General features: G+C 75.8%; 20 protein-coding genes and 1 tRNA gene. 11 read left to right on the forward strand and 10 right to left on the reverse strand.

All coding sequences use genetic code 11. From position 1 onward, the window contains the following. Positions 1-104: 104 nt before the first annotated feature. The 7 genes from C0216_RS25900 to C0216_RS25930 all read left to right on the forward strand — a co-directional run bounded on the left by C0216_RS25900 (position 105) and on the right by C0216_RS25930 (position 10903). The gene (locus tag C0216_RS25900; protein ID WP_114057604.1) at positions 105-1502 is read left to right on the forward strand and encodes a hypothetical protein; all 1398 of its coding nucleotides are present in this window, start codon (positions 105-107) and stop codon (positions 1500-1502) included. An 83-nt stretch (positions 1503-1585) separates the two neighbouring features. After that, positions 1586-2575: a glutamate ABC transporter substrate-binding protein gene (locus tag C0216_RS25905; protein WP_114058915.1), complete on the forward strand. Its 990-nt coding sequence runs from the start codon at positions 1586-1588 to the stop codon at positions 2573-2575. A gap of 131 nt (positions 2576-2706) precedes the next feature. Then, positions 2707-3966, forward strand: coding sequence for a hypothetical protein (locus C0216_RS25910; RefSeq protein WP_114057605.1), 1260 nt, complete (start codon positions 2707-2709; stop codon positions 3964-3966). Next, positions 3963-6833, forward strand: a complete 2871-nt coding sequence (locus C0216_RS25915; RefSeq protein ID WP_114057606.1) for a serine/threonine-protein kinase — start codon at positions 3963-3965, stop codon at positions 6831-6833. The genes C0216_RS25910 and C0216_RS25915 overlap by 4 nt, the downstream gene beginning before the upstream one ends. Positions 6834-6836: 3 nt before the next feature. Next, complete coding sequence (locus tag C0216_RS25920; protein ID WP_174250460.1) at positions 6837-8426, forward strand: PP2C family serine/threonine-protein phosphatase; 1590 nt, start codon at positions 6837-6839, stop codon at positions 8424-8426. Positions 8427-8546: 120 nt separating this feature from the next. Further along, entirely contained in the window at positions 8547-9872 is a 1326-nt protein-coding gene (locus tag C0216_RS25925; RefSeq protein WP_114057608.1) for a vWA domain-containing protein, read from the forward strand. A 44-nt stretch (positions 9873-9916) separates the two neighbouring features. After that, positions 9917-10903: an FHA domain-containing protein gene (locus C0216_RS25930; protein WP_114057609.1), complete on the forward strand. Its 987-nt coding sequence runs from the start codon at positions 9917-9919 to the stop codon at positions 10901-10903. A 23-nt stretch (positions 10904-10926) separates the two neighbouring features. Here the strand turns inward: C0216_RS25930 and C0216_RS25935 are convergent, their stop codons facing one another. After that, positions 10927-12003 carry a methyltransferase domain-containing protein gene (locus C0216_RS25935; RefSeq protein ID WP_114057610.1) on the reverse strand — a complete coding sequence of 359 codons (1077 nt, stop codon included), beginning with the start codon at positions 12001-12003 and terminating at the stop codon, positions 10927-10929. A gap of 88 nt (positions 12004-12091) precedes the next feature. Between C0216_RS25935 and C0216_RS25940 the strand changes: the two genes are divergently transcribed. After that, positions 12092-12496, forward strand: coding sequence for a globin (locus C0216_RS25940; RefSeq protein ID WP_114057611.1), 405 nt, complete (start codon positions 12092-12094; stop codon positions 12494-12496). A 33-nt stretch (positions 12497-12529) separates the two neighbouring features. On the opposite strand, the gene C0216_RS25945 is transcribed toward C0216_RS25940, so the two are convergent. From C0216_RS25945 to C0216_RS25980, 8 genes are all read right to left on the reverse strand, one after another. Next, positions 12530-13246 (reverse strand): hypothetical protein, encoded by a 717-nt coding sequence (locus tag C0216_RS25945; protein WP_114057612.1) that lies wholly within the window; start codon positions 13244-13246, stop codon positions 12530-12532. Further along, positions 13243-13725 carry an acyl-CoA thioesterase gene (locus C0216_RS25950; protein WP_114057613.1) on the reverse strand — a complete coding sequence of 161 codons (483 nt, stop codon included), beginning with the start codon at positions 13723-13725 and terminating at the stop codon, positions 13243-13245. Before C0216_RS25950 ends, C0216_RS25945 begins: the two co-directional genes overlap by 4 nt. A gap of 8 nt (positions 13726-13733) precedes the next feature. Further along, positions 13734-15398, reverse strand: coding sequence for an energy-dependent translational throttle protein EttA (gene ettA, locus C0216_RS25955; protein ID WP_114057614.1), 1665 nt, complete (start codon positions 15396-15398; stop codon positions 13734-13736). A gap of 157 nt (positions 15399-15555) precedes the next feature. Next, positions 15556-17124 carry a bifunctional phosphatase PAP2/diacylglycerol kinase family protein gene (locus tag C0216_RS25960; RefSeq protein ID WP_114057615.1) on the reverse strand — a complete coding sequence of 523 codons (1569 nt, stop codon included), beginning with the start codon at positions 17122-17124 and terminating at the stop codon, positions 15556-15558. A gap of 177 nt (positions 17125-17301) precedes the next feature. Continuing rightward, positions 17302-18621 carry a TQXA domain-containing protein gene (locus C0216_RS25965; RefSeq protein ID WP_162793295.1) on the reverse strand — a complete coding sequence of 440 codons (1320 nt, stop codon included), beginning with the start codon at positions 18619-18621 and terminating at the stop codon, positions 17302-17304. A gap of 68 nt (positions 18622-18689) precedes the next feature. Continuing rightward, complete coding sequence (locus tag C0216_RS25970; protein ID WP_114057616.1) at positions 18690-19097, reverse strand: single-stranded DNA-binding protein; 408 nt, start codon at positions 19095-19097, stop codon at positions 18690-18692. 93 nt (positions 19098-19190) lie between these two features. Continuing rightward, a complete protein-coding gene (locus C0216_RS25975) occupies positions 19191-21020 on the reverse strand; it encodes a GTPase (protein WP_114057617.1) in 1830 nt (609 codons plus the stop codon). A gap of 4 nt (positions 21021-21024) precedes the next feature. Further along, positions 21025-22668: a dynamin family protein gene (locus C0216_RS25980; protein ID WP_114057618.1), complete on the reverse strand. Its 1644-nt coding sequence runs from the start codon at positions 22666-22668 to the stop codon at positions 21025-21027. A 332-nt stretch (positions 22669-23000) separates the two neighbouring features. Between C0216_RS25980 and C0216_RS25985 the strand changes: the two genes are divergently transcribed. Beyond that, positions 23001-23073: transfer RNA gene (locus C0216_RS25985), tRNA-Arg, on the forward strand. Positions 23074-23315: 242 nt separating this feature from the next. Here C0216_RS25985 and C0216_RS25990 read toward each other — a convergent pair. Further along, on the reverse strand, positions 23316-24824 hold the full coding sequence (locus tag C0216_RS25990; RefSeq protein WP_162793296.1) for a class I adenylate-forming enzyme family protein: 1509 nt from the start codon (positions 24822-24824) through the stop codon (positions 23316-23318). Between the two features lie 124 nt (positions 24825-24948). Between C0216_RS25990 and C0216_RS25995 the strand changes: the two genes are divergently transcribed. Then, entirely contained in the window at positions 24949-25686 is a 738-nt protein-coding gene (locus C0216_RS25995; protein ID WP_114057620.1) for a class I SAM-dependent methyltransferase, read from the forward strand. A 320-nt stretch (positions 25687-26006) separates the two neighbouring features. Continuing rightward, positions 26007-26507, forward strand: a complete 501-nt coding sequence (locus tag C0216_RS26000; protein WP_114057621.1) for a hypothetical protein — start codon at positions 26007-26009, stop codon at positions 26505-26507. Positions 26508-26590 lie beyond the last annotated feature (83 nt).

Raw genomic sequence — 26590 nt, forward strand, 5'->3', positions numbered from 1 at the left:
GCGCACCGGGAGGGGAGCGTCCGGGATCGGACACCGGGTGCTGTGGCCGGCCGCCGCTCCGGCCATACTGCTGCGGAGCATGGAGGACCGAGGGGGAGGTCACGGTGGCCATCACATCACGCGCGCCCGCGCCGGCCGGCGGCGCCGGCGGCACGGCCGCAGGGCCGCCGGCCGGTCCTCCCGGGCCCGGCACCGCCTGGGCCGAGGGGGTCGAGCGGCTCCGCGCCGCCGCGACCACCGAGCCGGGCCGGCTGCGGATCATCGGCGCGCTCGTCGCCGGACTGGTCCTGCTGTTCGGGGCGGTGACGGTGTGGGAGGTCGCCGACCGGGTCGGCTCCGCAGAGGACGTGGTGGGCCGCAGCCAGCCGCTCAGTGCGGACGCGGCGAGCATCTACCGCTCCCTCGCGGACGCCGACACGGCGTCGTCGAGCGGGTTCCTCGCCGGCGCGGACGAGCCGCGCGGGGTGCGGCAGCGGTACGAGAAGGACATGGCGGGCGCCTCCCGGCTGCTCGTCAGCGCCGCGGCGAACGCGGGGGAGGACGCCGCGTCCCGTCGGCAGATCACCCTCCTCGGGGAGCAGCTGCCCCGCTACACCGGCCTGATCGAGCAGGCCCGTGCCACCAACCGGCAGGGCCTGCCGCTGGGCGGCGCCTACCTGCGGTACGCCAACGAGCAGATGAGCACCCAGCTGCTGCCGGCCGCGCAGCGGCTGTACGAGGCGGAGACAGGCCGGCTGTACGAGGACTACGACAACGCCCGCTCGCTGCCGCTGGCCTCGCTCGGCGCCGGGATCCTCGCCCTGGCGGCGCTGGCGTGGGCGCAGCACCGCAACTACCGGCGGACGAACCGGGTCTTCAACCGCGGCCTCGTCGCAGCGACGGCCGCCACCCTGGTGGCGCTGCTGTGGCTGGCCGCGGGGCACGCGGTGGCGCGCTCGTCCCTGGCCGAGGCGCGGGCGGAGGGGCAGGAGTCGCTCAAGGTGCTGACAGACGCGCGGATCGCCGCGCTCCAGGCCCGCGCCAACGAGAACCTGACGCTGATCGCGCGCGGCGCCGTCCTCGCCGACGACAACAGGTCCGACAAGTACGACGTGGACTTCGCGGCCAACATGAAGGACCTCGACGCGGGCCTGGAGAAGGCGCTGCGCCTCGCGGACGACGGCAAGGGCCGCGAGCCGGTCGCGAGCGCCGCGGACGCCGTCCGGCAGTGGAAGCAGCGGCACGCGGCGGCCCGCGAGACGGACCTGCGGGGCGACTACCAGGCGGCCCTGCCGCAGGTCATCGGGGGCAAGGACCACAAGGACAGCAGCGGGGCGGCGTTCGACACGGTCGACGCCTCCCTGGAGCGGGCCCTGGCGCACGAGCAGGCGGAGTTCACGCGGGCCGCCCGGTCCGGGCTGGGCGCGTTCGGCGGGTTGGTGACGGGTTCGGCGGCCCTGGCGGTCGCCGGCGCCGCGGCGGTGCTCCTCGGCATCGGGCGCCGGCTTTCGGAGTACAGGTGACAGCGATGCGGACAGGCGTGAGGCGCGAGGACGAGGCCCCCCGCGGCGGCGGCCCGGCAGGCGGGGGGACCCGCCCGCCGCGGATGCGCCGGCTCGCCCGGCGGCTGCGCGGCTGGGGCGGGGTCAGCGCGATGGCTGCGGCCTGCGCGGTGACCGCTGCCGTGCTGCTGCCGCTGGCCCAGGCGGCCCCGGATGACGGCCCGCCGGGCGCGGTCCGCCCGCCCGGCTCCGTCGCGGCCGTCCCGCAGGCGCCGTGGACGCTGACCGACACCTGCCCGGACCCGGAGGCCAGCCTGCGCCCGTCCGCGGGCGACGGCCCGACGATCGAGCGGATCCGCAAGGCGGGCAAGCTCGTCGCCGGCGTGGACCAGAACAGCTTCGCGTGGGGGTACCGCAACCCGGTCGACGGCCGCCTCGACGGCTTCGACATAGCCCTGGTCCGGGCGATCGCCAAGGACATCCTGGGCGACGAGAACGCGGTCATCTACCGGGCCATCCCGACGAACCAGCGCATACCGGCCCTCCAGGAGGGCCGGGTGGACGTCGTCGTCCGCACCATGACGATCAACTGCAAGCGGCTGGAGGAGGTCGCGTTCTCGACGGCGTACTTCGAGGCCGGACAGCAGGTCCTCGCGCCGAAGGGCTCCCCGATCACCGGGTACGACGCCTCGCTGAAGGACCGCCGCATCTGCACCGCGGCCGGATCGACGGCGGAGACCGCCCTGAAGGCCCAGGCGTACGGGGCGGTCCCGGTGAGCGTCCCCAACCAGCTGGACTGCCTGGTCCGGCTCCAACTCGGCGAGGTGGACGGCATCATCACCGACAACGCGCTCGCCGCCGGGCAGGCCGCGCAGGACCCCTCGGTGCGGCTCGTCGGGTCGCCGTTCACCAGGGAGTTCTACGGGGTGGCCATGCACCGGGACGCCCCGGACCTGGTGCGCCGGGTCAACAAGGTGCTGGAGGACTACCGCGCCGGCGGTGGCGGCAGCCCGTGGATGCAGGCGTACGCCCGCCACCTGGGGCCCGTGCTGCCCGGCGTGTCCGGGCCGCCCGCCCCCAAGTACCGGGACTGACGGCGGTGGCAGGGGTACGCCGCGCCGGCGGGGAAGAATCGGAGCCGGACACCGGGGATCCCCGGCGGGACGGCGCAGGAGCGGAGGCGGGGCCGGTGGAGGCACGGTCGTTGGAGGCGCAGTCGGCGTTGATGGACCGGGACGGCGTCGACCGTGCGCTGGCCCGGCTCGGGGCGGAGCACGAGGCCGTCGAGACCTCCCTCCTCGCGCTCCAGGACCACGCGGGGCGGCGCCTGCTGGAGGGCGCCGACCTGGCCGGGGTGACCAAGGAGCGCTGGGCCGCAGCCGACGCCGCCATCACCCGGCTGTGGACGTACTTCGACGCCTACAGCGGGGCACTCGCCGCGGCCCGTGCCATCCGGGAGCGGCGGCGCTGGCTCAGCCGGGACGACCTGGTCGACCTGACGGAGCGGCTGCGCGGGCCGGGCGTGCACATCGCCGGCGCGGCGGCCGACGGCGCGGGCCTGGCGGAGCGGTGGTCGCTGGCCGAGCTGGTGGCCAGGATGAACGAGCTGTACGCGGGCTCCCTGGACGTGGTGGTCGCCGCCGACGCGGTGTGGTCGGCGCTGCCGGCCCGGATCGACCTGCTGGCGGCGGAGCTGCGGCGCACCCGCTCGCTGGCCCACTCGGTGGGGGTCCGCCCCGGCGAGCACCCCGCGGGCGACGACCTGGAGGCGATCACCGCCGAGCTGGCGGACCTGCGCGAGCAGGTCGTCGCCGACCCGCTGGCGTTCTGGCAGCCGGCCGCGGGCAGCTCCGCGCCGGGCGGGGGCCGCCCGGACACCGGCCGCTACGACCGGGCCGCGCTCGCACTGGAGGACGTACGCCGGGAGGTCGAGGCGGTGCTGGCCGTCCGGCAGGACGCCGAGCAGCGGCTGGTCGCCCTGCGGGACGTCCTCTCCCGGGCCGACCGGACCCTGGCGGAGGCCCGGGCCGCGCGCACCGAGGTGCTGGCGAAGATCGCGGCGTCCGAGGTGCCGGCGGTGAGCGGTCCGCCGACCGCGCTGCAGGAGCAGCTGGCACTGGCCGCCGAGTACCGGCGCACCGCGCGCTGGCACCGGCTGTCGCCGCTGCTGGACGCGCTGGAGGAGCGGGCCGAGGAGGAACTCTGCCGGGCCCGCGAGTCGTTGACCGCGGTGACGGCTCCGCTGGCCGTGCGCGCCGAGCTGCGCGGCCGGCTGGACGCCTACCGGGCGAAGGTCGCCCGGCACGGCCTCGCGGAGGACGTGGTGCTGGTCGAGCGGTACGACGCGGCGCGGCGGATGCTGTGGAGCGCGCCGTGCGACCTGCGGGCCGCCGAGCAGGCGGTGCTGCGCTACCAGCAGGCGGCCGCAGAGGCGCTGGCCCCGCAGCAGGACAGGCCCTCGGGGCCGGGAGGGGAGGACGCATGAGCCAGGTCGGGACCGCGTGCGCCCGCCCCGGCTGCCCGGGGGCGTACGAGGACATGGGCGGCGGCGGGCTGTACTGCGGGACGTGCGGGCTGGCGCCCGCCATCACGGAACCGGGCGTTCCGGCGGCGGGCGCTGCCGGGCCGGGGCTGCCGGGACCGGGCGCTGCGGGACCGGGCGCTGCGGGACCGGGAGGCGCTGCGCCGGGACGTGCAGCGCCGGGCGGTGCCGCGGATCTGGTCTCGCAGCCGACGGGCATGGCGAACCCGGCCCGGCGTCCCGAGCCGCGGGGCTCGCAGGGCTCCGGCCGGTCCGGATCGTCCTCGGCGCGCTCCGCCGGATCGGCGTCCGCGCGCTCGTCCCGCTCGTCGCGCTCGTCGCGCTCGTCGTCGTCGCGGCGCTCGGTGTCCGGCCGGCTGGCGGGCGTGGCGTCGAACCGGTCGGTTTCGGTGCGCAGTTCGGGCTCGTCGGCCGGCTCGTCGGGCCGCAGCCGGCTCGGGGCCGGGCTGGTCAGCGTGCCCGAGGTGCCGCGCCCGGACCCGTCTGCGGCCGTCCTGCGGAACCCGGAGGTGCCGGAGCGCAAGCGGTTCTGCTCGCGCTCCGACTGCGGGGCCCCGGTGGGTCGCGCGCGCGGCGACCGGAAGGGCCGGACGGAGGGGTTCTGCACCAAGTGCGGGCACCCGTACTCCTTCGTGCCGAAGCTGCGCCCGGGCGACGTCGTGCACGGGCAGTACGAGGTCGCGGGCTGCCTGGCGCACGGCGGCCTGGGCTGGGTGTACCTGGCGGTGGACCGGGCCGTGTCCGACCGGTGGGTGGTCCTCAAGGGCCTGCTGGACACCGGCGACCAGGACGCGATGGCCGCGGCCATATCGGAGCGCCGGTTCCTCGCGGAGATCGAGCACTCCAACATCGTGCGGATCTACAACTTCGTGGAACACCTGGACCAGCGGACCGGCTCGCTGGACGGGTACATAGTCATGGAGTACGTCGGCGGCAAGTCGCTGAAGGAGATCGCGAACGGGCGGCGCCGGCCGGACGGGCGCCGCGACCCGCTCCCGGTGGAGCAGGCCTGCGCGTACGGGATCGAGGCGCTGGAGGCGCTCGGGCACCTGCACAGCAGGAACCTGCTCTACTGCGACTTCAAGGTCGACAACGCGATCCAGCAGCAGGACCAGCTGAAGCTGATCGACATGGGCGCGGTGCGCCGGATGGACGACGCCGAGTCGGCGATATACGGCACGGTCGGCTACCAGGCGCCGGAGGTCGCGGAGGCGGGGCCGTCGGTCGCCTCCGACCTGTACACGGTGGCGCGGACGCTGGCGGTCCTCACCTTCGACTTCCAGGGCTACACCACCGTGTTCGCGGATTCGCTGCCGGATCCGGAGCACATCGAGGTGTTCCGGCGGTACGAGTCGTTCTACCGGCTGCTCGTGCGGGCGACGGATCCGGATCCGGGGCGGCGGTTCTCGTCCGCGCAGGAGATGGCGGACCAGCTGACGGGGGTGCTGCGGGAGGTCGTCGCCCTGCAGACGGGCCGCCCGCGCCCGCAGTTGTCGACGCTGTTCGGGCCGGAGCTGCGGGTCCCGGACACGCGCCTGTTCGCGGACGCCGCGGACGCCGAGGTGTCCCGGCTGGGGGCGCGGCCGGTGGCGGGCCACGGCCCGGTCCTCGCCCGCCTGCTCGGCCTCGCCGGCCGGGGTACGCGGTCCGCCGCGGCGGAACGGGATCCCGGCGCGCCCGCGCCGGGATCTGCGGCCGCGGCTCCGGCAGTCGCCGCGGCCGCCGCGGCGGTCCCGGCCGCGGCGCCCCTGGGGGTCGAGGCGACCCACCGGGCGAGTGCGGTCCCGGCGCCCCGCCGCGCCCCGTCGGCGGCGGCCGGAGCCGCGGCCGCCGCCCGTCCGGAGGCCGCGGCCGGCGGTCCGGCAGCAGGGGCGGCGGCCGTTCGGCGGGCTGCCGCGGACGCCCGCGAGATGGCCCTGGCCCTGCCGCTGCCGCTGGTCGACCCGGGCGACCCCAACGCCGGGTTCCTCGCCGGACTGCTGACCTCCGCCCCGGCCGACCTGCCGGCCGCGCTGGCCGCGGCGCCGGCGGACTCGGTCGAGCTGCGCCTGCGGGCGCTGCGCGCCCGGCTGGAGCTGGGCCGGACCGCCGCCGCGGGTGCCGCCCTGGCCGAGCTGGAGGCCGCGTATCCGGACGACTGGCGGGTGGTGTGGGCCCGGGGCGTCGTGTCGCTGGCCGGCGGGGAGGACGCGGTCGCCGCCCTGTCCTTCGACGCGGTGTACGACGCCTTCCCCGGCGAGCCCGCGCCGAAGCTGGCGCTCGGTCTGTGCGCGGAGATCCTGGGGCAGTTGGACAACGCGGCCGAGTACTACCGGCTCGTGTGGGCCACCGATCCGGGTTTCGTGAGTGCCGCGTTCGGCCTGGCCCGGGTCCAACTGGCCGCCGGGGACCGCGAGGCGGCGGTGCGCACCCTGGAGTCCGTCCCGGAGTCCTCCATCCACTACACGGCCGCCCGGGTGGCGGCGGTACGGGCACGTCTGCGCGACCGCTCTTCGGGAGAGGCCCTGCTTCCCGATCTGGTGGCGGCTGCCGCGCAGGTGGAGGCGCTGGAGCGGCTCGGGTTGGACGCGGAGCGGCAGGAACGGCTGTCGGCGGAGGTTCTGGGCTCGGCCCTGGACTGGGTACTGTCGGGTAGCCGGGGGACGGACCCCGGCCGGACCACGCTGCTCGGCAGTCAACTGGACGAGCGGGGCCTGCGCTTCGGCCTGGAGCGCTCGTACCGCGTCCTCGCGCGGCTGGCGCAGCGCGGTGAGGACAGGATCGAACTGGTGGAGCGGGCCAACCGTCTCCGTCCCCGGACGTGGGTGTGAGTGATGTCGATGCATCGGCCGTCTGGCTGCCCCAGCTGCGCGGAGCCCCTGGAGGAGGGGGACCGTTTCTGCGGCTACTGCGGCTCCCCCGTCTGCGCGTTCCCGCCGCCCCTGCCGGCGGACGACCCGACCCTGGCCCTGCCCTCCTTGGCTCCGGCGCCCGCCTCGGCGGCGGCCCGGGCGGCCGAGTCTCCGGGCCGGCCCCCGGCCCCGCCGTGGCCGGCGGGCGGCGCCCCCGCGTGGGACGCGGCCGGCTCCGGCCCGCAGGACGCGCCGGCTGCGGCGCCGGAGCCCGCGGCCCCCGCCGCGCCGGCTGCCGCCGCGTGGGGCCGCGGCGGGGCCGCGCAGGACACCGGAGCCGGTTCCGCCGCGACCGGGTGGGCCGGCGACGGCTACCACCTCGCCGGCCCGGCCTCCGCCCCGGAGCCCGAGCCCTCCCCCTCCCCCGTCCCCGCACCGGAGCATGCTGCCCCTGCCCTGTACGGGCCTGCGGATCCGGCGGGCGCGCAGGACCTCGCGTACGGGGGCGGCGAGACGCGCCACGACCGGCCGTACGGCGGCCCCGACGCGCCCGGCGCCTCCCCGTGGGCCCCGCCCGCGGCCGAGGCCCCGTACGGCAGCACCCCGCCCGGCCATGAGGCGGCGGCCAAGAAGACGTGCGTCGCCTGCCGGGCCGGCCGGGTCGACACCGACGGCTACTGCGAGCACTGCGGCCACGCCCAGCCGCGGGAGCGCGACCACCTGGAGGAGGAGCTCGGCAGCGTCGCCGCGGTCAGCGACCGCGGGCTGCGCCACCACCGCAACGAGGACTCCTTCGCGGTGGCCGCCACGGCCCTCGCCGACGGCTCCACCGCCACCGTCGCCATCGTGTGCGACGGCGTGTCCTCGGCCAGCCGGCCGGACGACGCCTCGGCCGCCGCGGCCGCCGCGGCGAACGAGGCCCTGCTGGAGGCCCTCCCCCGCGGCACCCACCCGCAGGAGGCCATGCACCGGGCGATCCTGGCCGCGGCGGACGCCGTGACCGCCCTCGCCCCGGAGGCCCCCGGCGCGCAGAACGCCCCGGCGTGCACCCTGGTCGGAGCCGTCGTGAGCGGCGGCCTGCTGACCATCGGCTGGGTCGGCGACAGCCGCGCCTACTGGGTCCCGGACGACCGCGGGGCCCTCCCGCGGCGCCTGACCGAGGACGACTCGTGGGCGGCGCAGATGGTCGCGGCCGGCCTGATGGGCGAGGCCGAGGCGTACGCCGACGCCCGCGCACACGCCATCACCGGCTGGCTCGGCGCGGACGCGTACGAGCTGGAGCCGCACACGGCCACCTTCCGGCCGGACCACGCGGGTGTCGTCGTGGTCTGCACCGACGGCCTGTGGAACTACGCCGAGTCCGCCGTCGAGATGGCCCGGGTGCTGCCCGCGGACGCGGCCGTGCGCCCCCTCCACAGCGCGCAGGTCCTCGTCGGGCACGCCCTCGACGGCGGCGGCCACGACAACGTCACCGTGGCCGTGGTGCCGTTCGCGGCCCCGCCCGCCGACGGCCCCGCCGCGGACGCGTCCCCGCGAGGGGAAGCGGAAGCACAAGCGCACCCCCGGGCCTGAACCGGCCGGTCCGGGTCCGCCGGACCGGCCGCACGCCCCCGCGGGGCCGGCCCGTCCCTCCGCGAACAGCACAGGTGAGTCCCTCCCCCAGCCCTGCCCAGGACCCGAGGAGTCCCGCCCATGGCGAATTTCGCCAAGCCGAGCGCCCCGCACTTCAGCGTGGAGGTGTACCAGAACGAGTTCCTCCCCGAGGGCGGGCGCGAGGTGCACGCCATCCTCACGGTCACCTCCACCGGCGGCGCGGCCGCCACCCGCGCCGCCGCGGCCCGCGGCCCGGCCGCAGTCGTCGTCATGGTCGACTGCTCGGGCTCCATGGAGTACCCGCCGGACAAGATGCGCGGCGCCCGCGAGGCCACCGCCGCCGCGATCGACACCCTCCGGGACGGCACCTGGTTCGCCGTCATCGCCGGCACCCACACCGCCCGCGAGGTCTACCCCGGGCAGGGCCGCCTCGCCGTCGCCGACCCGGCCTCCCGGGCCCGCGCCAAGGAGGCCCTCGGCGGCCTCGCCCCCTCCGGCGGCACCGCGATCGGCACCTGGCTGCGCCTCGCCGACGGCCTGCTGCGCCAGTCGCCCGCGGCGATCCGGCACGGCATCCTGCTCACCGACGGCCGCAACGAGCACGAGGACCCGGCCGCCCTGCAGGCCGTCCTGGAGTCCTGTGCGGGCCGCTTCACCTGCGACGCCCGCGGCGTGGGAACCGACTGGGAGGTCAAGGAGGTCAAGGGCATCGCGAGCGCCCTGCTCGGGTCCGCCGACATCGTCGCCGACCCCGCCCGCCTCACCGAGGACTTCACGCTCATGATGGAGAAGGCCATGGGCAAGGAGGTCGCCGACGTGGCCCTGCGCCTGTGGACCCCGGTCGGCGCGGAGGTCCGGTACGTCAAGCAGGTCTCCCCGAGCGTCGAGGACCTCAGCGGCCGGCGCACCGAGGCCGGCCCGCGCACCGGCGACTACCCGACGGGCTCCTGGGGCGACGAGAGCCGCGAGTACCACGTGTGCGTGCACGTCCCCCCGGCGGCCGTCGGCCAGGAGATGCTGGCCGCCCGCGCCTCCCTCGTCCTGCCGGGCGCGGCGGGCGGGCCGCCGTCCGTGCTCGGCCAGGGTCTGGTCCGGGCGGTGTGGACGGCCGATCCGGCGGCCTCCACGGCCATCAGTCCGCAGGTCGCACACTACACAGGACAGGCGGAGCTCGCGCAGGCTATCCAACAGGGTTTGGAAGCCCGCAAACTGGGCGATGTCGATGGTGCCACGGCCAAGCTGGGGCGAGCGGTGCAACTTGCGAGCGTCTCCGGGAATGCGGACACGGCCCGCCTGCTGGCGAAGGTGGTGGATGTCGTCGATGCCGCGGCGGGTACTGTGCGGCTGAAAGCGAAGGTTGCGGACGCCGACGAGATGACGCTCGAAACGCGTTCGACCAAGACCGTCCGAGTCAAGAAGACCTGAGAGGACCTGCCGCGACGAGGCAGGCTGAAGGGGGAAGAGCCGCCATGCCGACCTGCCCTAATGGGCACCAGTCCGCCTCCGACGACTGGTGCGAGGTCTGCGGCCACCGCATGGCTGCCGCCGCGGGGGCGTCGTCCGCGTCGTCACCCTCCTACGGCTACGGCTACCCTCCCACCGCCGGTGAGCCGACCGCCCAGGCGGAGCTGTGCCCGCAGTGCCGGACCCCGCGCGAGGCCATGGCGCCGTTCTGCGAGGAGTGCCGGTACAACTTCCTGACCCGCTCGGCCACCCCGTACCAGCCGCCGGCCGGCCCGGAGCAGGGGCTCACCGGGGGCACCGGGATGCGGACACCTCCCCCGCCGCCCGCGCCGTCCCCCGCGTCCTTCCCCCAGGACCCCTTCGAGTACCAGGGCTCGCGGCCGTCCCGGGTGAACCGGCCGGCCGAGCCGCTGTCCCGTGAGGACGACTGGCTGCTGCCGCCGCCGGCGCACGAGCAGCAGCAGGCGCAGCAGCAGCCGTACCCGCAGCAGCCCGCGTACGAGTACCAGCCGCCCCGGCAGCACCCCCACCAGCAGCAGGCGCACCACCAGCCCGAGGCCGAGCAGCCCTTCCCGCCCCGCGGGGGCGGCTCCTGGTCGGTGACGATCGCCCCCGACCGCTCGTACTTCCTGGCGATGATGCAGCGCAGCGGCCCGGAGGCGGGCCGGCTGAACCTGCCCGCGTACTCCCCGGAGCAGCACGTTCCGCTGTCGGGCGGCCAGGTCACCATCGGGCGGCGCCGCGGCTCCACCGGCGAGTCCCCCGACATCGACCTGTCGGTGCCGCCGGAGGACCCGGGCGTCTCCCACCAGCACGCGGTGCTGGTCCAGCAGCCCGACCTGAGCTGGGCGGTCGTGGACCAGAACTCCACCAACGGCACCACCATCAACGGCGGCGAGGACCCGATCCAGCCCTACGTCCCGGTGCCGCTCTCCGACGGCGACCGCGTCCACGTCGGCGCCTGGACCACGATCACGATCCGCCGCGGCTGACGGCCCCCCGGCGGGGCCCGCGCTCACCGGCCGGCGTCTTCGTCCTCCCCCAGGGGCCACACGTAGGGACCCTGGGGGTCGTCGAGCCACGCCCACTGCCCGCCGGCGGCGACCGTCACCCCGAAGCGCTCCCGGGCCGGCCGCCCCTCCGCCCGCCACAGGTCCAGGGCCTCCCGCGGGTGCAGCGCGCCCCCGGTCAGCCCCAGCATGAACTGGAAGCGCTCGTTCTCCACCAGCTCGTACGGGATCCCCTGCCCCGGGGTCTCCCCCGGGGCCCGCGCCACCGCCCCGCGCAGCGGGACGAAGTACGCCGGGGTGTGCAGGAACCGCCCCTCCGCGAAGTCGGCGTCCCGCACCCGCAGTGCGATCAGCCCGGTCGACAGGGGGGCGAGGATCCGCGCCCCGGGCCGGCACTGGCCCAGCCACGCGTGCGGGATCCGCGGGAGGGTGCACGTCACGAGGATCCGGTCGTACGGGGCCCGCGCCGGGCACCCGCGCGCCCCGTCCCCGGTGACCACCGCCGGCCGGTAGCCGAGCGCGGCCAGGTGCGCCCGCGCCGACTCGGTGATCTCCTCGTCCAGGTCGACCGTGGTGACCAGGTGGTCGCCGAGGCGGTGGCAGAGCAGGGCCGCGTTGTAGCCGGAGCCCGTCCCGATCTCCAGGACGCGGTCCCCGTCCCGCACGTCCAGCGCGGCGAGCATCTTCGCCATCAGCGAGGGCTGGCTGCTGGAGGACACGAGCTCGCCGTCGCGCAGCCGTGTCGCGAGCGGGGCGTCCTGGTACACCCCGCGCAGCCAGCGGGCGCGGCGGGCCGGGTCAGGGTCCTCGCCCCAGAGCCGCTCGTGCCCCGCGCCGCGGACCGTGAAGAACCAGGGGACGAAGACGTGCCGGGGCACCGCCGCGAAGGCGGCCCGCCAGGCGGGGTCGTCCAGCACCCCCGCCGCGGTCAGTTCGCGCACCTGCGCGGCGTGCGCCGCCCCGCGCAGGTCCCGCGCGCCCTCTTCCTCGACGGGGTGCGCCGTGCGGCGGGCACGGGGCCGGGCGTGCCCGGTGTCTCCGGTGTGCCCGGTGCGTCCGGAGTGCGGTGCTGGTGCGCCCATGGGTCCACTGTGCTGCGCCGGGCCCCGTGAGGCGAGCGCTGGTCCTAAGACCTCCGTCCTCCGTCCGGGCGTCTGAGACGATGGTCGGGTGAATGAGAATCCGCGCGGCACGCTCCAGGAGCAGACCTTTTACGAGCAGGTGGGCGGCGAGGAGACCTTCCGCCGCCTGGTCCGGCGCTTCTACCAGGGGGTCGCGGAAGACCCGCTGCTGCGTCCGATGTACCCGGAGGAGGACCTCGGGCCGGCCGAGGAGCGGTTCGCGCTCTTCCTGATGCAGTACTGGGGCGGCCCGACGACGTACAGCGAGAACCGCGGCCACCCGCGGCTGCGCATGCGGCACGCCCCGTTCCGGGTGGACTCCGCGGCGCACGACGCGTGGCTGGCGCATATGCGGGTCGCGGTGGACGAGCTCGGCCTCGCCCCGGAGCACGAGGCGCAGCTGTGGCGCTACCTGACGTACGCGGCCGCCTCGATGGTCAACACGGCGGACTGAGCGGGGCCGGTGGCATGGCCCGTCCAGGCGCGTCTACACGGGCCGGAACTGGAGGGCGCCGAGCCCGCCGGCGGCGCCGGGGCGGCGCAGCGCGACGGAGCCGTACGGGGTGCGCAGCCGCAGCCAGCCCCCGGAGGCCAGCAGCGCGACCGCGTCGGCCGGTGCGGCGCCCGCTCCGGGCGCGGCCGGGACCGCGGCGCGGGCCGGGCGCAGGAATCCCAGGGAGTGCGCGGCGTGCACGGCGCGCAGGGGGAGCTCGGTGTCGCCGAGCGTGCGGGACCAGATGTCGCGGCCGATGCGGTCCCGCTCGGAGCGGGTCCGGTGCTGCGGCGGGAGGGCCTCGTCACGGGCCCGGAACTCGGCGACGGAGCGGGCCACGGCGGCCCTCATGGCCTCGGGTCCGGGCAGTCCGGGCACGGGCAGCCAGCCGCCGCGGGGCGGCAGCACCCCGGCCCAGGGCGGGCCGGTGACGGCGGCGGGCACCAGGGCGCCCGCGGAGTGCTCGTCGACCGCTTCCAGCAGTTCGCCGGCGGAGACGGTCACGTCGAGGGGTGCGGCGACCGGCTCGGCGAGTCTGACCGTGCGGACGGCCAGCACGTCGAAGGACGGCGGCCGGCCGAAGACGGCGAGCGCGCCGCCGCCCGCCTGGAGGCGGACCGCGGCGGCGCGGTCGTAGTGCACCAGCCGGCCCAGGAAGGCGGCGAGGTCCGCCGCCTCCCCGGGATCGGCGAAGCGCAGCAGCCCGGTCATGCCGCGAGGCGCCCTTCGGAGGCCTTCGCCCTGTCCTTCGACTTCGCCGGCGCCGGCTCGTCGAGGTACTCCTCCAGGAAGGACCGCTCCTCGTCCGTGATGCGGCGCGGCCGCCCCTCGGCGAGGTTGTAGGGCACCACCACGGTCTCGGCGCGCACGTACACGGTCTCGGGCCGGTCCTCGGTCGCCTCGTCCTTGACCTCGTAGCGGATGGTCAGGGACGCGGCTCCGATGCGGGTCACCCAGGACTCGACGAGCACCGGCTCGTGCCGGTGCACGAGGGGCAGCTTGTAGTCGATCTCGTGCCGGGCGACGACGGAGCCGCCGGTGAACGAGTCACTGCCCTCGCCCGGCGCCAGGCGGAACATGAAGTCGATCCGCGCCTCCTCCAGGTAGCGGAGGAAGACGACGTTGTTGACGTGCCCGAAGGCGTCCATGTCCGCCCAGCGCAGCGGGCAACGGTAGTGGTGTCTGGCCATGGCCGGTATCAGCCTCGCGTGAGCTTCTTGTGGGTGGCGCGGTGCGGACGGGTGGCGTCCGGGCCGAGCCGCTCGACCTTGTTCTTCTCGTAGGACTCGAAGTTGCCCTCGAACCAGAACCACTTCGAGTCGCCCTCGTACGCCAGGATGTGCGTGGCGACCCGGTCGAGGAACCAGCGGTCGTGGGAGACGACCACGGCGCAGCCGGGGAAGTCCAGCAGCGCGTTCTCCAGGGACGACAGCGTCTCGACGTCGAGGTCGTTGGTGGGCTCGTCGAGGAGCAGCAGGTTGCCGCCCTGCTTGAGGGTGAGCGCCAGGTTGAGGCGGTTGCGCTCACCGCCGGAGAGCACGCCGGCCGGCTTCTGCTGGTCCGGGCCCTTGAAGCCGAACGCGGAGACGTACGCGCGGGACGGCATCTCGACCTGGCCGACGTTGATGTAGTCCAGCTCGTCGGAGACGACGGCCCACAGCGTCTTCTTCGGGTCGATGTTGGAGCGGCCCTGGTCGACGTACGAGATCTTGACGGTCTCGCCGACCTTGATCTCGCCGGAGTCCGGCTTCTCCAGGCCCTGGATCATCTTGAACAGCGTGGTCTTGCCCGCGCCGTTCGGGCCGATGATGCCGACGATGCCGTTGCGGGGCAGCGTGAAGGACAGGTCGTCGATGAGGACCTTCTCGCCGAAGGCCTTGGAGAGGTTGTTGACCTCGACGACGATCGAGCCCAGGCGCGGGCCCGGCGGGATCTGGATCTCCTCGAAGTCCAGCTTCCGCATCTTCTCCGCCTCGGCGGCCATCTCCTCGTAGCGGGCGAGGCGCGCCTTGGACTTGGCCTGGCGGCCCTTGGCGTTGGAGCGGACCCACTCCAGCTCTTCCTTGAGGCGCTTCTGGCGCTTCTCGTCCTTCTTGCCCTCGACCTTGAGGCGCTCGGCCTTCTTCTCCAGGTAGGTGGAGTAGTTGCCCTGGTAGGGGTGGGCGCGGCCGCGGTCGAGCTCGAGGATCCACTCGGCGACGTTGTCGAGGAAGTAGCGGTCGTGGGTGATCGCCACGACGGTGCCCTTGTACTGGGCGAGGTGCTGCTCCAGCCAGTTCACGGACTCGGCGTCGAGGTGGTTGGTGGGCTCGTCGAGGAGCAGCAGGTCGGGCGCCTCCAGCAGCAGCTTGCAGAGCGCGACGCGGCGCTTCTCGCCACCGGAGAGGTTGTTGACGGGCCAGTCGGCGGGCGGGCAGCCCAGCGCGTCCATGGCCTGCTCCAGCTGGGCGTCGAGGTCCCACGCGTTGGCGTGGTCGAGGTCCTCCTGGAGCTTGCCCATCTCCTCCATGAGCTCGTCCGTGTAGTTCGTGGCCATCTCCTCGGCGATGGCGTTGAACCGGTCGAGCTTGCCCTTGATCTCGGCGACGCCGTCCTCGACGTTCTGCAGGACGGTCTTGCTCTCGTCGAGCTTGGGCTCCTGCATGAGGATGCCGACGGAGTAGCCGGGCGACAGGAAGGCGTCGCCGTTGGAGGGCTGCTCGATGCCCGCCATGATCTTCAGAACGGTGGACTTACCGGCGCCGTTCGGGCCGACCACACCGATCTTCGCGCCGGGCAGGAAGTTCAGGGTGACGTCATCGAGGATCACCTTGTCGCCGTGCGCCTTGCGCGTCTTGCGCATGGTGTAGATGAACTCAGCCAAGAGAAACCGTCCGGCAGATCGATGATGGGCAGATACACCCCATCTTGCCAGCCGTCCACCCCGAGGCGGAAACCAGTGGCCCCGGAGCCCCGGCCCACGGCGCTGGTCTGGGGCGAAGCCGCAGCATGGCGCATCCGGCGGCAGGCCGACCGGCCGGTCAGCCGAGGCGGTAGACGGTCAGCGCGTGCGGGACGGTGTCGACGACCAGGGACCGCGCTGCCCGGGCGTACTCGCCGTCGTACGCCAGCGGGGTGCCGGGCGGGACGTCGTCGATGCGCAGGTGCGGCAGGCGGGTCGCGGTGTGGACGGGGGACCGGGAGAGCGGCCCCGCGAACGCGGCGGCGATAAGCCGGGGCCCGGGGCGGCCGCCGCCGTGCACGAGGCGGACGTCGAGCAGGGCCTCGGCGAGGCTGTCGCGGCGCCGCGGGGCGGGGCCGGTGCCGTGGTAGGTGCCGTTCCCCGCGAAGAGCAGCCAGACGCTCCGCGGCCGGCCGGAGAGCCGCAGCCGCACGGGGCGCTGCGTGCGCAGCACCCGCCAGGCCGCCAGCACCATGGCCGGGCCGCCGCCGATGCGGGGCGCCCAGTGCAGCCGGTGCCGCAGCAGCTCCGGGTAGGCGCCGATGCTGAAGGTGTTGAGGAAGTACCCGGCGGGTGCCCCGCCGCCGGCGCCCGCGGCCGGATCGGCCCCCGCGGCGCGGGCGGGCGCGTGGGCGGCGCCGGGCTCGAGATCGGGATCGGGATCCGGGCCGGGGGCGGCGACCGGTTCGGGGCCGGGGGTGAAGCGGCCCACGCCGACCTTGACGGCGCGGCCTTCCGCGATGGCCCGGCAGGTTTCCTCGGCACCGGCCAGGCCGAGGTCCAGCGCGAAGTGGTTGAGGGTGCCGCCGGGGAACACGGCGAGCGGCAGTCCGGCCCGCAGGGCGGCGGTGGCGGCGGCGTTCACGGTGCCGTCGCCCCCGCACACCCCGAGCACGGCGGCCCGGCCCGCGGCGGCGGTCAGCTCGCGCCGCAGCTCGGGGCCCTCGCATTCGACGACCTCCGCCTTGGGCAGCCGTTCCCGCAGGACGTCGAGCCCGGCCTCGGCCGCGCTGCCGGACCCGGCGTTGACGACCACCACGAGCCCCTCCCCGTCGGGCAGGGCGGGCGCGTCGACGGCCTCCGGCTCGTCGCCGGGGACGGCCCGCGCGCCCTCCATCCGCTGCGCGATGCGGCGGACGGCGAACCCGGCGACCACCCCGAGGGCCGCGCCGGCGGCCACGTCGGACGGGTAGTGCACCCCCGTGTAGACCCGGGAGAACGCCACGGACGCGGCGACGGGGGCCACCGCGGCGCCCAGGGCGGGCGCGTGCAGCGCGAGCCCGGTGGCGAAGGCGAAAGCGGACGCCGAGTGCCCGGACGGGAAGGACGTGGTCTGCGGCTGCCGGGAGAGCTGCCGCACCGCCGGCACCCCGTCCAGCAGCGGCCGGCGCCGGCGTACGGACCACTTGCCGACGGTGTTGATCGTCGCAGAGGCCAGCGCCAGGGAGGCGCTCGCCCGCAGCGCCGCCTTGCGGGCGGGGGCGGAGCCGAACGCGGCGATCGCGAGGGCCGTCCCTCCCCACAGCACCCCGTGGTTGGCGGCCCGCCCGAGGCGCGGCAGCACCCGCTCCCCACCGGGCCAGTGGTGCCGTGCCACAGCGTCGAACAGCGCCCGGTCCCACCGCGCTGCGGTCCCCCGCAAGGTCATCTCATGATCCGCCACTCCACGCGCTTACCCCGGCCCGCCGCCCCGGAACCGGTCCGCTTCCCCTCAGCCCCCGTACAGCCGACCCGCAGCCGGCCGAGGGCGTCGGCGACGGGCCCGACCCGGGGCCGGTGCTGCCGTGTCGGCGGCGCGGCAGCACCGTAAGGAGCGGCTATCTCCCTACGCGCCCTCCTCCTCGTCCAGCGGCCGCTTGCGGACCAGGAGGACCACCAGGCCGCCCAGGACCACCAGGCCCACCGCCAGGGAGGCGATCACCGGGGTGGCGGCGGAGCTGCCGCTGGTGGCCAGGCGTTCCTCCTCGGGGGTGGGTTCCGGGGAGGTGTCCGCAACGGCCGGGTTCGCCACGGTGGTGTCGCCTGCGGCGCCGGCCTCGGTGACGACGGCCTCCGGCCAGAGCGCCGTGGCCTGCGCGGTGACGGCGGAGGCGCTGGAGCCGGCGACGATCTGGGCCTGGGTCGGCAGGCCGCTGGTGAAGACGCGCCCGACCGGCACCTTCGTCGAGCCCTGCACGGTGACGGAGGCAGTCCCGTCGGGGGTGCCGGCGGGCACCTCGAAGTACAGCCGGCTGCCGTTGGCGGCGGCCGTGACCGGCTTGCCTTCGGCGTCGACGATGCGCACGCCCATCGCGACGGCCGCCGCGTCGGGGGCGACGGACACGCTCTGGGCGCCCGTACGGACCGTGACCGGGCCGATTCTGCCGCCGACCGGGCCGGACACGCTGCCCGGGTCCAGCCCGAGCGAGGCCGGCGGCTCGGGCAGCCGGCCGGCGGACCGCTGGAGGTAGTCGGCGAGCTTCTCGGCGGCCGGGTCGGCCGCCTCCACGTTCGCGCCGTCGGCGAGCCGCCAGATCGCCACCTGGGTGCCGGCCGCCGCGCTCTCCGCGGTGAGCGCGCCGGCGCCGGCGGCCTTGGCGAGTCCGGCGAGGTCGTTCAGCTGCGGGTAGGAGTGCTCCAGGACCCAGCGGATGCGGCCCGCTTCGGCGTTCCCGGCCAGGGGGCTGCCGCCCCACGCGCTCTCGGTGTAACGGGCGTGGGGCTGGGCGTGGCCGGCCACCCCGACCCCGTACGTCTGGAGGGTGCCGCCGCCGTCGACCCGCATCTCGTACAGCCCGGCCGGGATCTGCCGGACCGAGCCGTCGGCGGCGCGCAGGACCGCCTGCCCGTACGTCTTGAGTCCGTCCAGGACGGCGCCGGCGCCTTCCTGGGTCCGGGGTGCGGGCAGGCCGGTGTCGGCGGCCGCGCGGGCGCCGGGCGCGGCGGTGAGGGCCGCGGCGAGCAGCGCGGCGGCCAGCGGGCGGCGCGCCGCGCCGCGTCCCGCCGCAGGGGCCGCTTCGCCGCCGGGTCTCGGGGGGCGGGCCGCTGCGGGGCCCGCCCCCGGGGCCGAGGCGCGGGCCGCGGCACGCAGCGGATCAGGTAGCGGATCAGCCGCAGCAGCGGAAGCGGAATATGAAGCGGAGGATGCGGGAACGCCAATCGACACAGTCTTCCCCTTCGGGCCAAAGACCCAGGTGCCCGTGAGTATTGGGGAATCCTAGCCTCATCGAACACTCAGACCACCGCCGCCTTCTGAGCAACCATCAGTGCGGGCTCCGCCCTGGTGATCCTGCGGAACGCGGCGGTGCCGCGGTTGAGGTCGTGCCCGATGGCGGTCGCGTCGATCTCCGCCGAGAACCAGCGGTTCCCCTCCGCGTCGGGCGGGTCGTCCCGCACCCGCAGCCGGCCGTGCACGACGAGCGGTTCCCCGACCGAAACGGAACCGGTCAGGTTGACCGCGAGCGTGCGCCGGGCCCACACCGTGTAGAAGCTGGTGGCCCCGTCCGTCCAAGCGTCCTTCCGGCGGTCGAAATACCTCGGCGTGACGGCGAATCGGAACCGTGCGGACGGCCCGTTCGCGGTTTCCTTGTAGTCGATCTGCGTGGCCACATACCCCACGAGCGTCACCAGTGTGTCGTTCACGGCGGCCGCCTCCCCTCGTCGTGCCCGCGCGGCCTCTCCGCACGGGCATGACCAGACTCGCCCGGACCCATAAGTTCCGGTTGAGCCTGTGGATTACGCGCGGGATGTGGACAACCTCGCCACCGCCGCGTACTGCTCGCGCACCTCCCGGTACCGCAGGAGCTCCGCGGCCACCGGCTCCAGCACCCGCGCCCGCCCGCAGCCGGCCGCCGCCTGGCGCAGCCGCCGCTCCGCGTCCTGCCCGTACCGCCGCGCAGGTCCACGGGCCGCGAGCGAACAGGCCCACTCCACCAGCGGCCCGCCGACGATTCCCGACGCCATCAGCAGCACCGGCGGCAGCAGGTGCGGCGGCAGCACGCCCACGATCTGCCCCACCAGCCACAATCCGCCATAGATCTGCAGGAGTGTCATCGCGGCCTGCGCGAGCACCGCCGCCGGCCACCACGCGGGCCGCGGCGGCTTGGTGCCGGGCGGCGCAGCGGCCGGCCCCAGCGTCAGCGCGACCTCGTCCAGCATCTCGGGAAGCTGCTCCCCGCCCCGCACCGCGGTCTCGCGCACCGCCTGCGCCCACGGGTCGGGCAGCCCGGTCGCCGCGGCGTCGGCGACCGCCCGGACCGCCTGCTCCACCCGCTGCCGGGCCGTCACCTCCGCCTCGGCCGGCGACTGCGGCTCCGCGGCCTGGGCGGCGCCCCGCCCGCCGATGGCCGCCAGCGCCGCCAGCCCGGACAGGGTGCGCGGGGAGCGCCGGTTCTCGTACCAGCGCCACAGCCGCAGCCAGGGCGTCCCGCACGCCTTCCCGGCGTTGCGCCGCCAGGCCCGTTCGGCGGCGAGGCCGGCCGCGCTCGCCCCGACCGCCTCCGCGAGCCGGTCCTCGAACTCGGCGCGCGCCTGCTCCGAGATCTCCGCCCCCGGGTGGCCTGCGGCGACGTACAGGGGCCGCATCCGGCCGGCGGCGCGGTCGACGTCGGCCGAGATGCGCCGGGTGGCCGCGCCCCGCTCCTGCGTGAACTGGCCGAGCAGCTCGCGCAGCTCACCGACACCCTCCCCGGTGAGGGCGGACAGTCCGAGGACGGTGGCGCCGGGCTCGTCGTGCTCGCCGAGGGCGATGCCGTCCTCGTCGAGCAGCCGGCGCAGGTCGTCGAGGACGAGGTCGGCAGCCTCGCCGGGCAGCCGGTCGACCTGGTTGAGCACGACGAACGTCACCTCGGCGTGCCCGGCGAGCGGCCGCAGGTACCGCTCGTGGAGGACCGCGTCCGCGTACTTCTCCGGGTCGACGACCCACACGACGGCGTCGACGAGGGCGAGGACGCGGTCGACGTGGTCGCGGTGGACGCCCAGCGCCGAGTCCAGGTCGGGCAGGTCCACCAGCACCAGGCCGCGCAGAGCCTCCGCCTCGGGCGTCTCGCGCGGGCGGCGGCGCAGCCGCCCGGGGATCTCCAGCCGGTCCAGCAGCCCCGCCGCGCCGTCGGACCAACTGCACGCGATGGGCGCGGCGGTGGTCGGCCGGCGCAGCCCGGTCTCGGAGATCTGCACTCCGGCGAGGGCGTTGAAGAGGGTGGACTTTCCGCTTCCGGTGGCTCCGGCGATCGCGACGACGGTGTGCTGCGCGGACAGCCCCCGGCGGGCCGCCGCCTCGTCCAGGACGCGCCCGGCCTCGGCGAGCGTCTGGCCGTCGAGGCGGGTCCGGGAGAGCGCGACGAGCTGGCGCAGCGCCTCCAGGCGGGAGCGCAGGGCCTGCGCCTCGGGGCTGAGCGGGGGCGGCGGGGTGCGGCCGCCGTCGCTGCCGGCGCCGGACAGCGCGCGGACGAGCGCGTCGTCGCCCTCGTCGCCGTCCTCGCCGTCCGGTTCGTCGGGGACGGGGCGCGAGCGGGCGATCAGGCCGTCGTCCCAGCGGTCGTCGGTGCGGTCGGCCAGGGCGCTCACCGCGTCACCTCTCCTTCTGCAGTACGGACAGCGCCGCGATGAGTTCGGCCTGCGGCTCGGGCGTCACGTGGAGGGCCTCCAGGGGGGCGAGCCGCCGGTCGCGTTCGGTGCGCAGCACCTGTTCGAGGTGTTCGGCGACGAGTTCGCCGCCGCGGTCGCGCAGGCGTACGGCGGCCTGGACGCCGATCCGCTCGGCGAGTTTCTCCCCGGCGGGCCGGGCCCGCCTGCCGCCGAGGAGGGCGGCGGCGAGGAGGGCGGTGACGGCGTCGGGGTCCGGCGGCGGCTGCCGGTCGGCGGCGGCTGCCTCTTCCTCGGCGAGCTCTTCGAGGACGCGCCGCCAGCGGCGGACGGCCAGGCCGATACGTTCCGCCGCCTCCCGGTCGGCGGCGGGCGCCGGGAGGGCTCCCGCGGCGGGTTCGCGCCGCCATGCCTCGGCGATCCGCTCCTCGGCGGCGGCGACGGCGCACTGGAGCAGGGCGGCGAGGGATTCGGCCAGCGAGTCGAGGAGTTCGTCGGCGGTGGTGTCGAGGGGGTAGCCGCGCCAGCGGGTGAGTGCGTCCCCGGCGAGTACGGCGCCCTGGTCGAGCCGGGCCCGCACCCGCTTGCCCTCCCTGCGGTACGCGTCCTCGACGGCCGTGGTGAGCCGTACGGCGGCGGCGTACTGGGCGGCGACGGCCGACGCCAGCTCCGGCATGCGGCGCCGCAGGGAGTCCAGCGCGCCGAGCGCGGTGCGGCCGACGGCGTACTGGCGGGCGGCGGGGTCCTGGGCGTGGTGGGCGAGCCAGGCGCCGAGCGGTGCGACGGCGCTGGCGGGCAGCAGCCCTCCGCCGCCCGCGGATTCGGGCAGCTCGGGCACGGTGAAGCGCGGCACGTCGCCCAGTCCGGCGCGGGTGAGGAGGGCCCCGTACTGGCGGGAGACCTCGGCGAGGACCTGGTGGGGGACGCGGTCGAGGACGGTGACGAGGGTGGCCTTGTACTGCTTGGCGGCGCGCAGCATGTGCCAGGGCACGGCGTCGGCGTAGCGGGAGGCGGTGGTGACCATCACCCAGACGTCGGCGGCGCAGATGAGTTCGGCGGCGAGTGTCCGGTTCTCGACGACGAGGGAGTCGATGTCGGGGGCGTCGAGGAGGGCGAGGCCGCGCGGCAGGCCGGTGACGGTCTCGATGCGCAGCTCGCGGGTGGCGGTGGACGCGGAGCGGCCCCGCCCGCCGGGGGTGCCGCGTCCGGCGTGTCCGGCGGTGCCGCGTCCGCGGGCGGGGTACGGGTCGTCCTCGTCGGGCGGCGCCCAGACGCGGAGCAGGTCGGGCAGGATCCGCATGCCGGCGAACCAGTGGTGGTCGTCGGGGTGGCAGACGAGGACGGGGACCCGGGTGGTGGGCCGCAGTACGCCGGCTTCGCTGACCTGGCGGCCGACGAGGGAGTTGACGAGGGTGGACTTGCCGGCCCCCGTGGACCCGCCGACGACGGCGAGGAGCGGCGCCTCGGGAGACTTCAGGCGGGGTACGAGGTAGTCGTCGAGCTGCGCGAGCAGCTCGGCTCTGGTCTGGCGGGCGCGCGGGGCGCCGGGAAGGGGCAGCGGCAGACGCACGGACGCGACCCGGTCGCGCAGGGCGGACAGGGCATCGAGCAGCTGAGGCCGAACATCCAAGGTCACCACATGTGAAGAATGCCCAATTTAGGACCCTTTTTGAAGCTTATACGTCCTCTGCGCGCCGACCGCGACTCCAGAGGGACCTTCCGGTCAGAGCAGGCGAGTGGGGCTCAGGCATAACGAGTGCACAACACCCGGCCCGACGCGGCGCAAAAGCGGTGCGAGAATCGCACCTGCCTGCGATTATCGGGACCGCTTCACCGAACCTCCACATCGTGGCACGCGGGTGAAGCAACCGGGACAAGGCGACCGGAGCCCTATCCTTGACCCGGCACGGACGACAGTCCCACCCCCACCCCGGGGCTCCAGGCCGCCACGGCCGCCTTCCGGCCCCCGTAGCTCAGTGGATAGAGCAGGTGCCTTCTAAGCACTTGGCCGCAGGTTCGAGTCCTGCCGGGGGCACTCTCCTTATCTGACCAGCGGAAACGCTGGTCAGATTCTTTTCCCGGCCTTTACACCGCGGCGTGCGGGGCCACGTGCCTCGCCGGAGTGGATGCGGGCGCTCCGTTCCCGAACTCGTCCGGATCCGGCCCGTGGGCAGGCAGCGCCATTCGCGTCCCGAACGCGAAATGCGGCCGAATTCCTTCCCGTCCCGCCCGACCGCCCGTGCCCGGCGTCGCCGGCCGGTGTCCCCTCCCGGACCTTCAGCGCCGGGCCGACGCCTCTTCGCGGAGGAGGCGCTTGTCCGGTTTGCCGAGGGGAGTGAGCGGAATGTCCTCGCGCCAGAACACCGCCGTCGGGCGGTAGGCCGGGGCGAGGGTGCGTTCCACCAGGTCGCAGGCCTCCGCCGCGGCCGACGCGTCGGGGGTGCGGCCCGCGGCCGGGACGAGGAAGGCGCACACCTCCTCCCCCGCCGCCCCGCCCGTCCGGCCCACCACGGCCGCGCGGGCGACCGCCGGGTGCCGGGCGAGAGCGGCCTCCACGGGCAGGCAGTACACGTTGTCCCCGTCGACCATCACCGCGTCCGCGAGCCGGTCGTCGAGGTGGAGGTAGCCGGCGGCGTCGGTGTGGCCGAGGTCGCCCGTGCGCAGCCAGCCGTCGCGGAGCACGGCCGCGGTCAGGTCGGGGCGGCCCCAGTAGCCGGACATCACCGCCGCCGACCTGGTCCACACCTCGCCGGTCCGCCCGGCGGGCAGCGGCAGGCCCTGCGGGTCGCGGACCTCGACCTCCACGCCGGCCGCGGGCCGCCCGACCGACGTCAACAGGTCCGGCCGGCCGGTGACCGCGGCATCGTGGTCGGCGGGGGTCAGCCGGCAGATCACCGCGGATTCGTTCATTCCGTACCCCTGCTGCCAGCGGCCGCCCCAGCGGGTGACCGCCTCCCGCAGCCGCTCGGGCAGGACGGGCGCCGCGCCGTACGAGATGACGCCGAGCCCGGGGATCCCGTCGGCCGTCGCCGGGTCGTCCAGGAGCCGGTAGAGCATGCCGGGCATCAGGTACGAGGCCGCGGGCGCCAGCCGCCGGCAGGCGGCCGCGAACTCCCGCGGGTCGAAGGCCGCCAGCACCTCCGTACGGCCGCCCGCGCGCAGCTGCTCCAGGCAGCGGCCGCCCGCACGCTGGGCGAGGGAGGTGACGGACACGTAGGTGGGGGGCTCGCCTCGGTCGCGGGTGGCGCGCCCGTCGGTACGGGCCGCGAGCGCCCGGAACGTGGTCGCCACGCCCTTGGGGACGCCGGTCGTGCCGCCGGTGTACGCCACGCGGGCCACGTCGTCCTCCCTGGCGGCCACTGGGACGGGGACCGGATCGCGGGCGTCGGCGGCCCGCAGCAGCGTGTCGAGGGCGAGCAGGCGGGCCCCGGCGGCCGGGGCGGGCACGGGCGTGTCGTGGACGACGAGCGCGGGCCGGCAGTCGCGGAGGACGAAGTCCAGCCCGGAGGTGTACGGGTCGGCGACGACCTGGGTGAGGCGGGCGCCCAGCACATGCGCCGCGAGCCGCAGCTGGACGACCTCGGTCCGGTTGCGGCCGAAGACGCAGGCGAGACCTGTGCCGCGCCCGACGCCGCGGTCCGCGAGCTCGCCGGCCAGCCGGTGGACGCGCACCAGCAGCCCGGTGAAGTCCAGCACCTCGCCGCCGGAGCCGAGGGCGGGCCGGTCCCCGTACCGCTCCATCGCTCCGACCAGGCCGGCCACGTACCGTGCCCGTGCTGCCGCCATGCCTTCTCCTCTCCTCTTCCCGGGTTGAGCGGAGGCGACCGTACGGGCCGGGGCCGGGCGCCCGGCCCGCGTGTCCGCCTCCCCCTGTTGACGCGGCCCGGTGCATGCCGCCGACCATGGCGGCATGACGGACGCATCCCGTGCACGCTCGTTCGGTCCGGCCGCCGCCCGCTACGCCGACCACCGCCCCTCCTACCCGCCCGAGCTCTTCGACGCACTGGAGCAGCTCGCCGGGTTTCCACTGGCCGGGGCGCGCACCGCCGACGTCGGCGCCGGGACCGGCATCGCGACGGCCCTGCTGCGGGAGCGCGGCGCCCGGGTGGTGGCGGTGGAGCCCGCGGAGGGCATGGCCGCCGAACTGCGCCGCCGGAACCCGCGGATTCCGCTCGTTCGGGGGGACGGGGACCGGCTGCCGTTCGCCGGGGGTTCGCTCGATCTGCTGACGTACGCGCAGTCCTGGCATTGGACGGACGCCTCGCGGTCGGTACCGGAGGCGGTGCGGGTGCTGCGGCCCGGCGGGGCGCTGGCCGTGTTCTCCAACGACCCGGACCCGGAGTACGGGTGGATCGCCGAGCAGGGGCGGCGGTTGGAGGCGGCGTTCGGGCCGGGCTGGTACGTGAACGAGCGTCCGGGGCGCTCGGAGGGCGGCCTGGACTTCGCGGTGCGGGCGGTGCGCTGGTCGCGCCGGATCAGCGTCGACGCGCACCTGGCGAAGCTGTCGACGCACTCGCTGTTCCTGATCGGGCGGCCCGGCGCACAGGACTTCCTCGCCGCCGAGCGGGAGCGGCTGCTCGGGCTGTTCCCGGACGGGGTGCTGGAGGAGGCGTACGTGGCGGACCTGAGGGTCGCCGTACGGCCGTAGTACGGCCGCAGGCGGTCGCGCGGGCTGTCGGCGGGGGCGGCCGCTGGAGCGGGAGCAGGAGCGGCGGCGACGACCCTTGAGCGGGGCGGGACGCCGCCGATCCCCACGCCCCCTCCGACGGCGCGGCGCAGCCGAGGTGTCGGAGGGGGCGGGACCCGGCAGCCGTCAGGCGCCCGCCGTCAACTTCAAGCGCCATACCTCAGGCCCGTCACCCGGGGTGTGCAGTCCTCAGGTACCGGTCGCCATCAGACCTCAGACAGACTTCGCGTTCGTCCTGGGGAGGGACGCGGGACGACGGCCCCCCGACCGAGACTGAGGGCATGAACCGCCGTCCCTTCGTCATCGCCGCCGCCGTGGCCGCAGTGGTTGCCACCGCCGCGTTCGCGCTGCCCAACCTCCCGCCCAACCCCCTGACCGACCCGATCAACGACCAGGTGTTCCAGGAGAAGAGCAAGCGGTACGCAACCGCCGCCGACGTGCCGCGGCGCGGACCGGAGGCGTTCACGCTGCCGTCGTGGGTGCCCGGGGACGCCAGCAACATACGGATACACGCGCGCACCACCGGGGGCCAGGCCCGCCTGATCCGCTTCACGCTGGGCCCGACCCCGCTCGACGGGCCGCAGTGCCGTACCGGTGCGCCGAAGCGGCCGCGGGGGCGGGAGTTGGACGCCAAGTGGTGGCCCCGAGGCATACGCCTGCAGGAGCGGCCGGAATGCCGGGACGCCCACCAGTACCAGGTGGCGGTGCGCGGCAAGCGCGTCTACGCCTGGACGGACGGAACGCCCTCCCCCGGCCGCTCCATACCCTCCGGGGCGCGCTGACCGCCACTGCCGCGGGCCGCGCCGCGGGTCCGGGACGGGCGGGGCGGCGACGGCCGGCGCCGCCGAGCCCATCTCCCGGCACT

Origin of the sequence: Streptomyces globosus (genome assembly GCF_003325375.1) — a bacterium.
GTDB classification, from domain to species: domain Bacteria; phylum Actinomycetota; class Actinomycetes; order Streptomycetales; family Streptomycetaceae; genus Streptomyces; species Streptomyces globosus_A.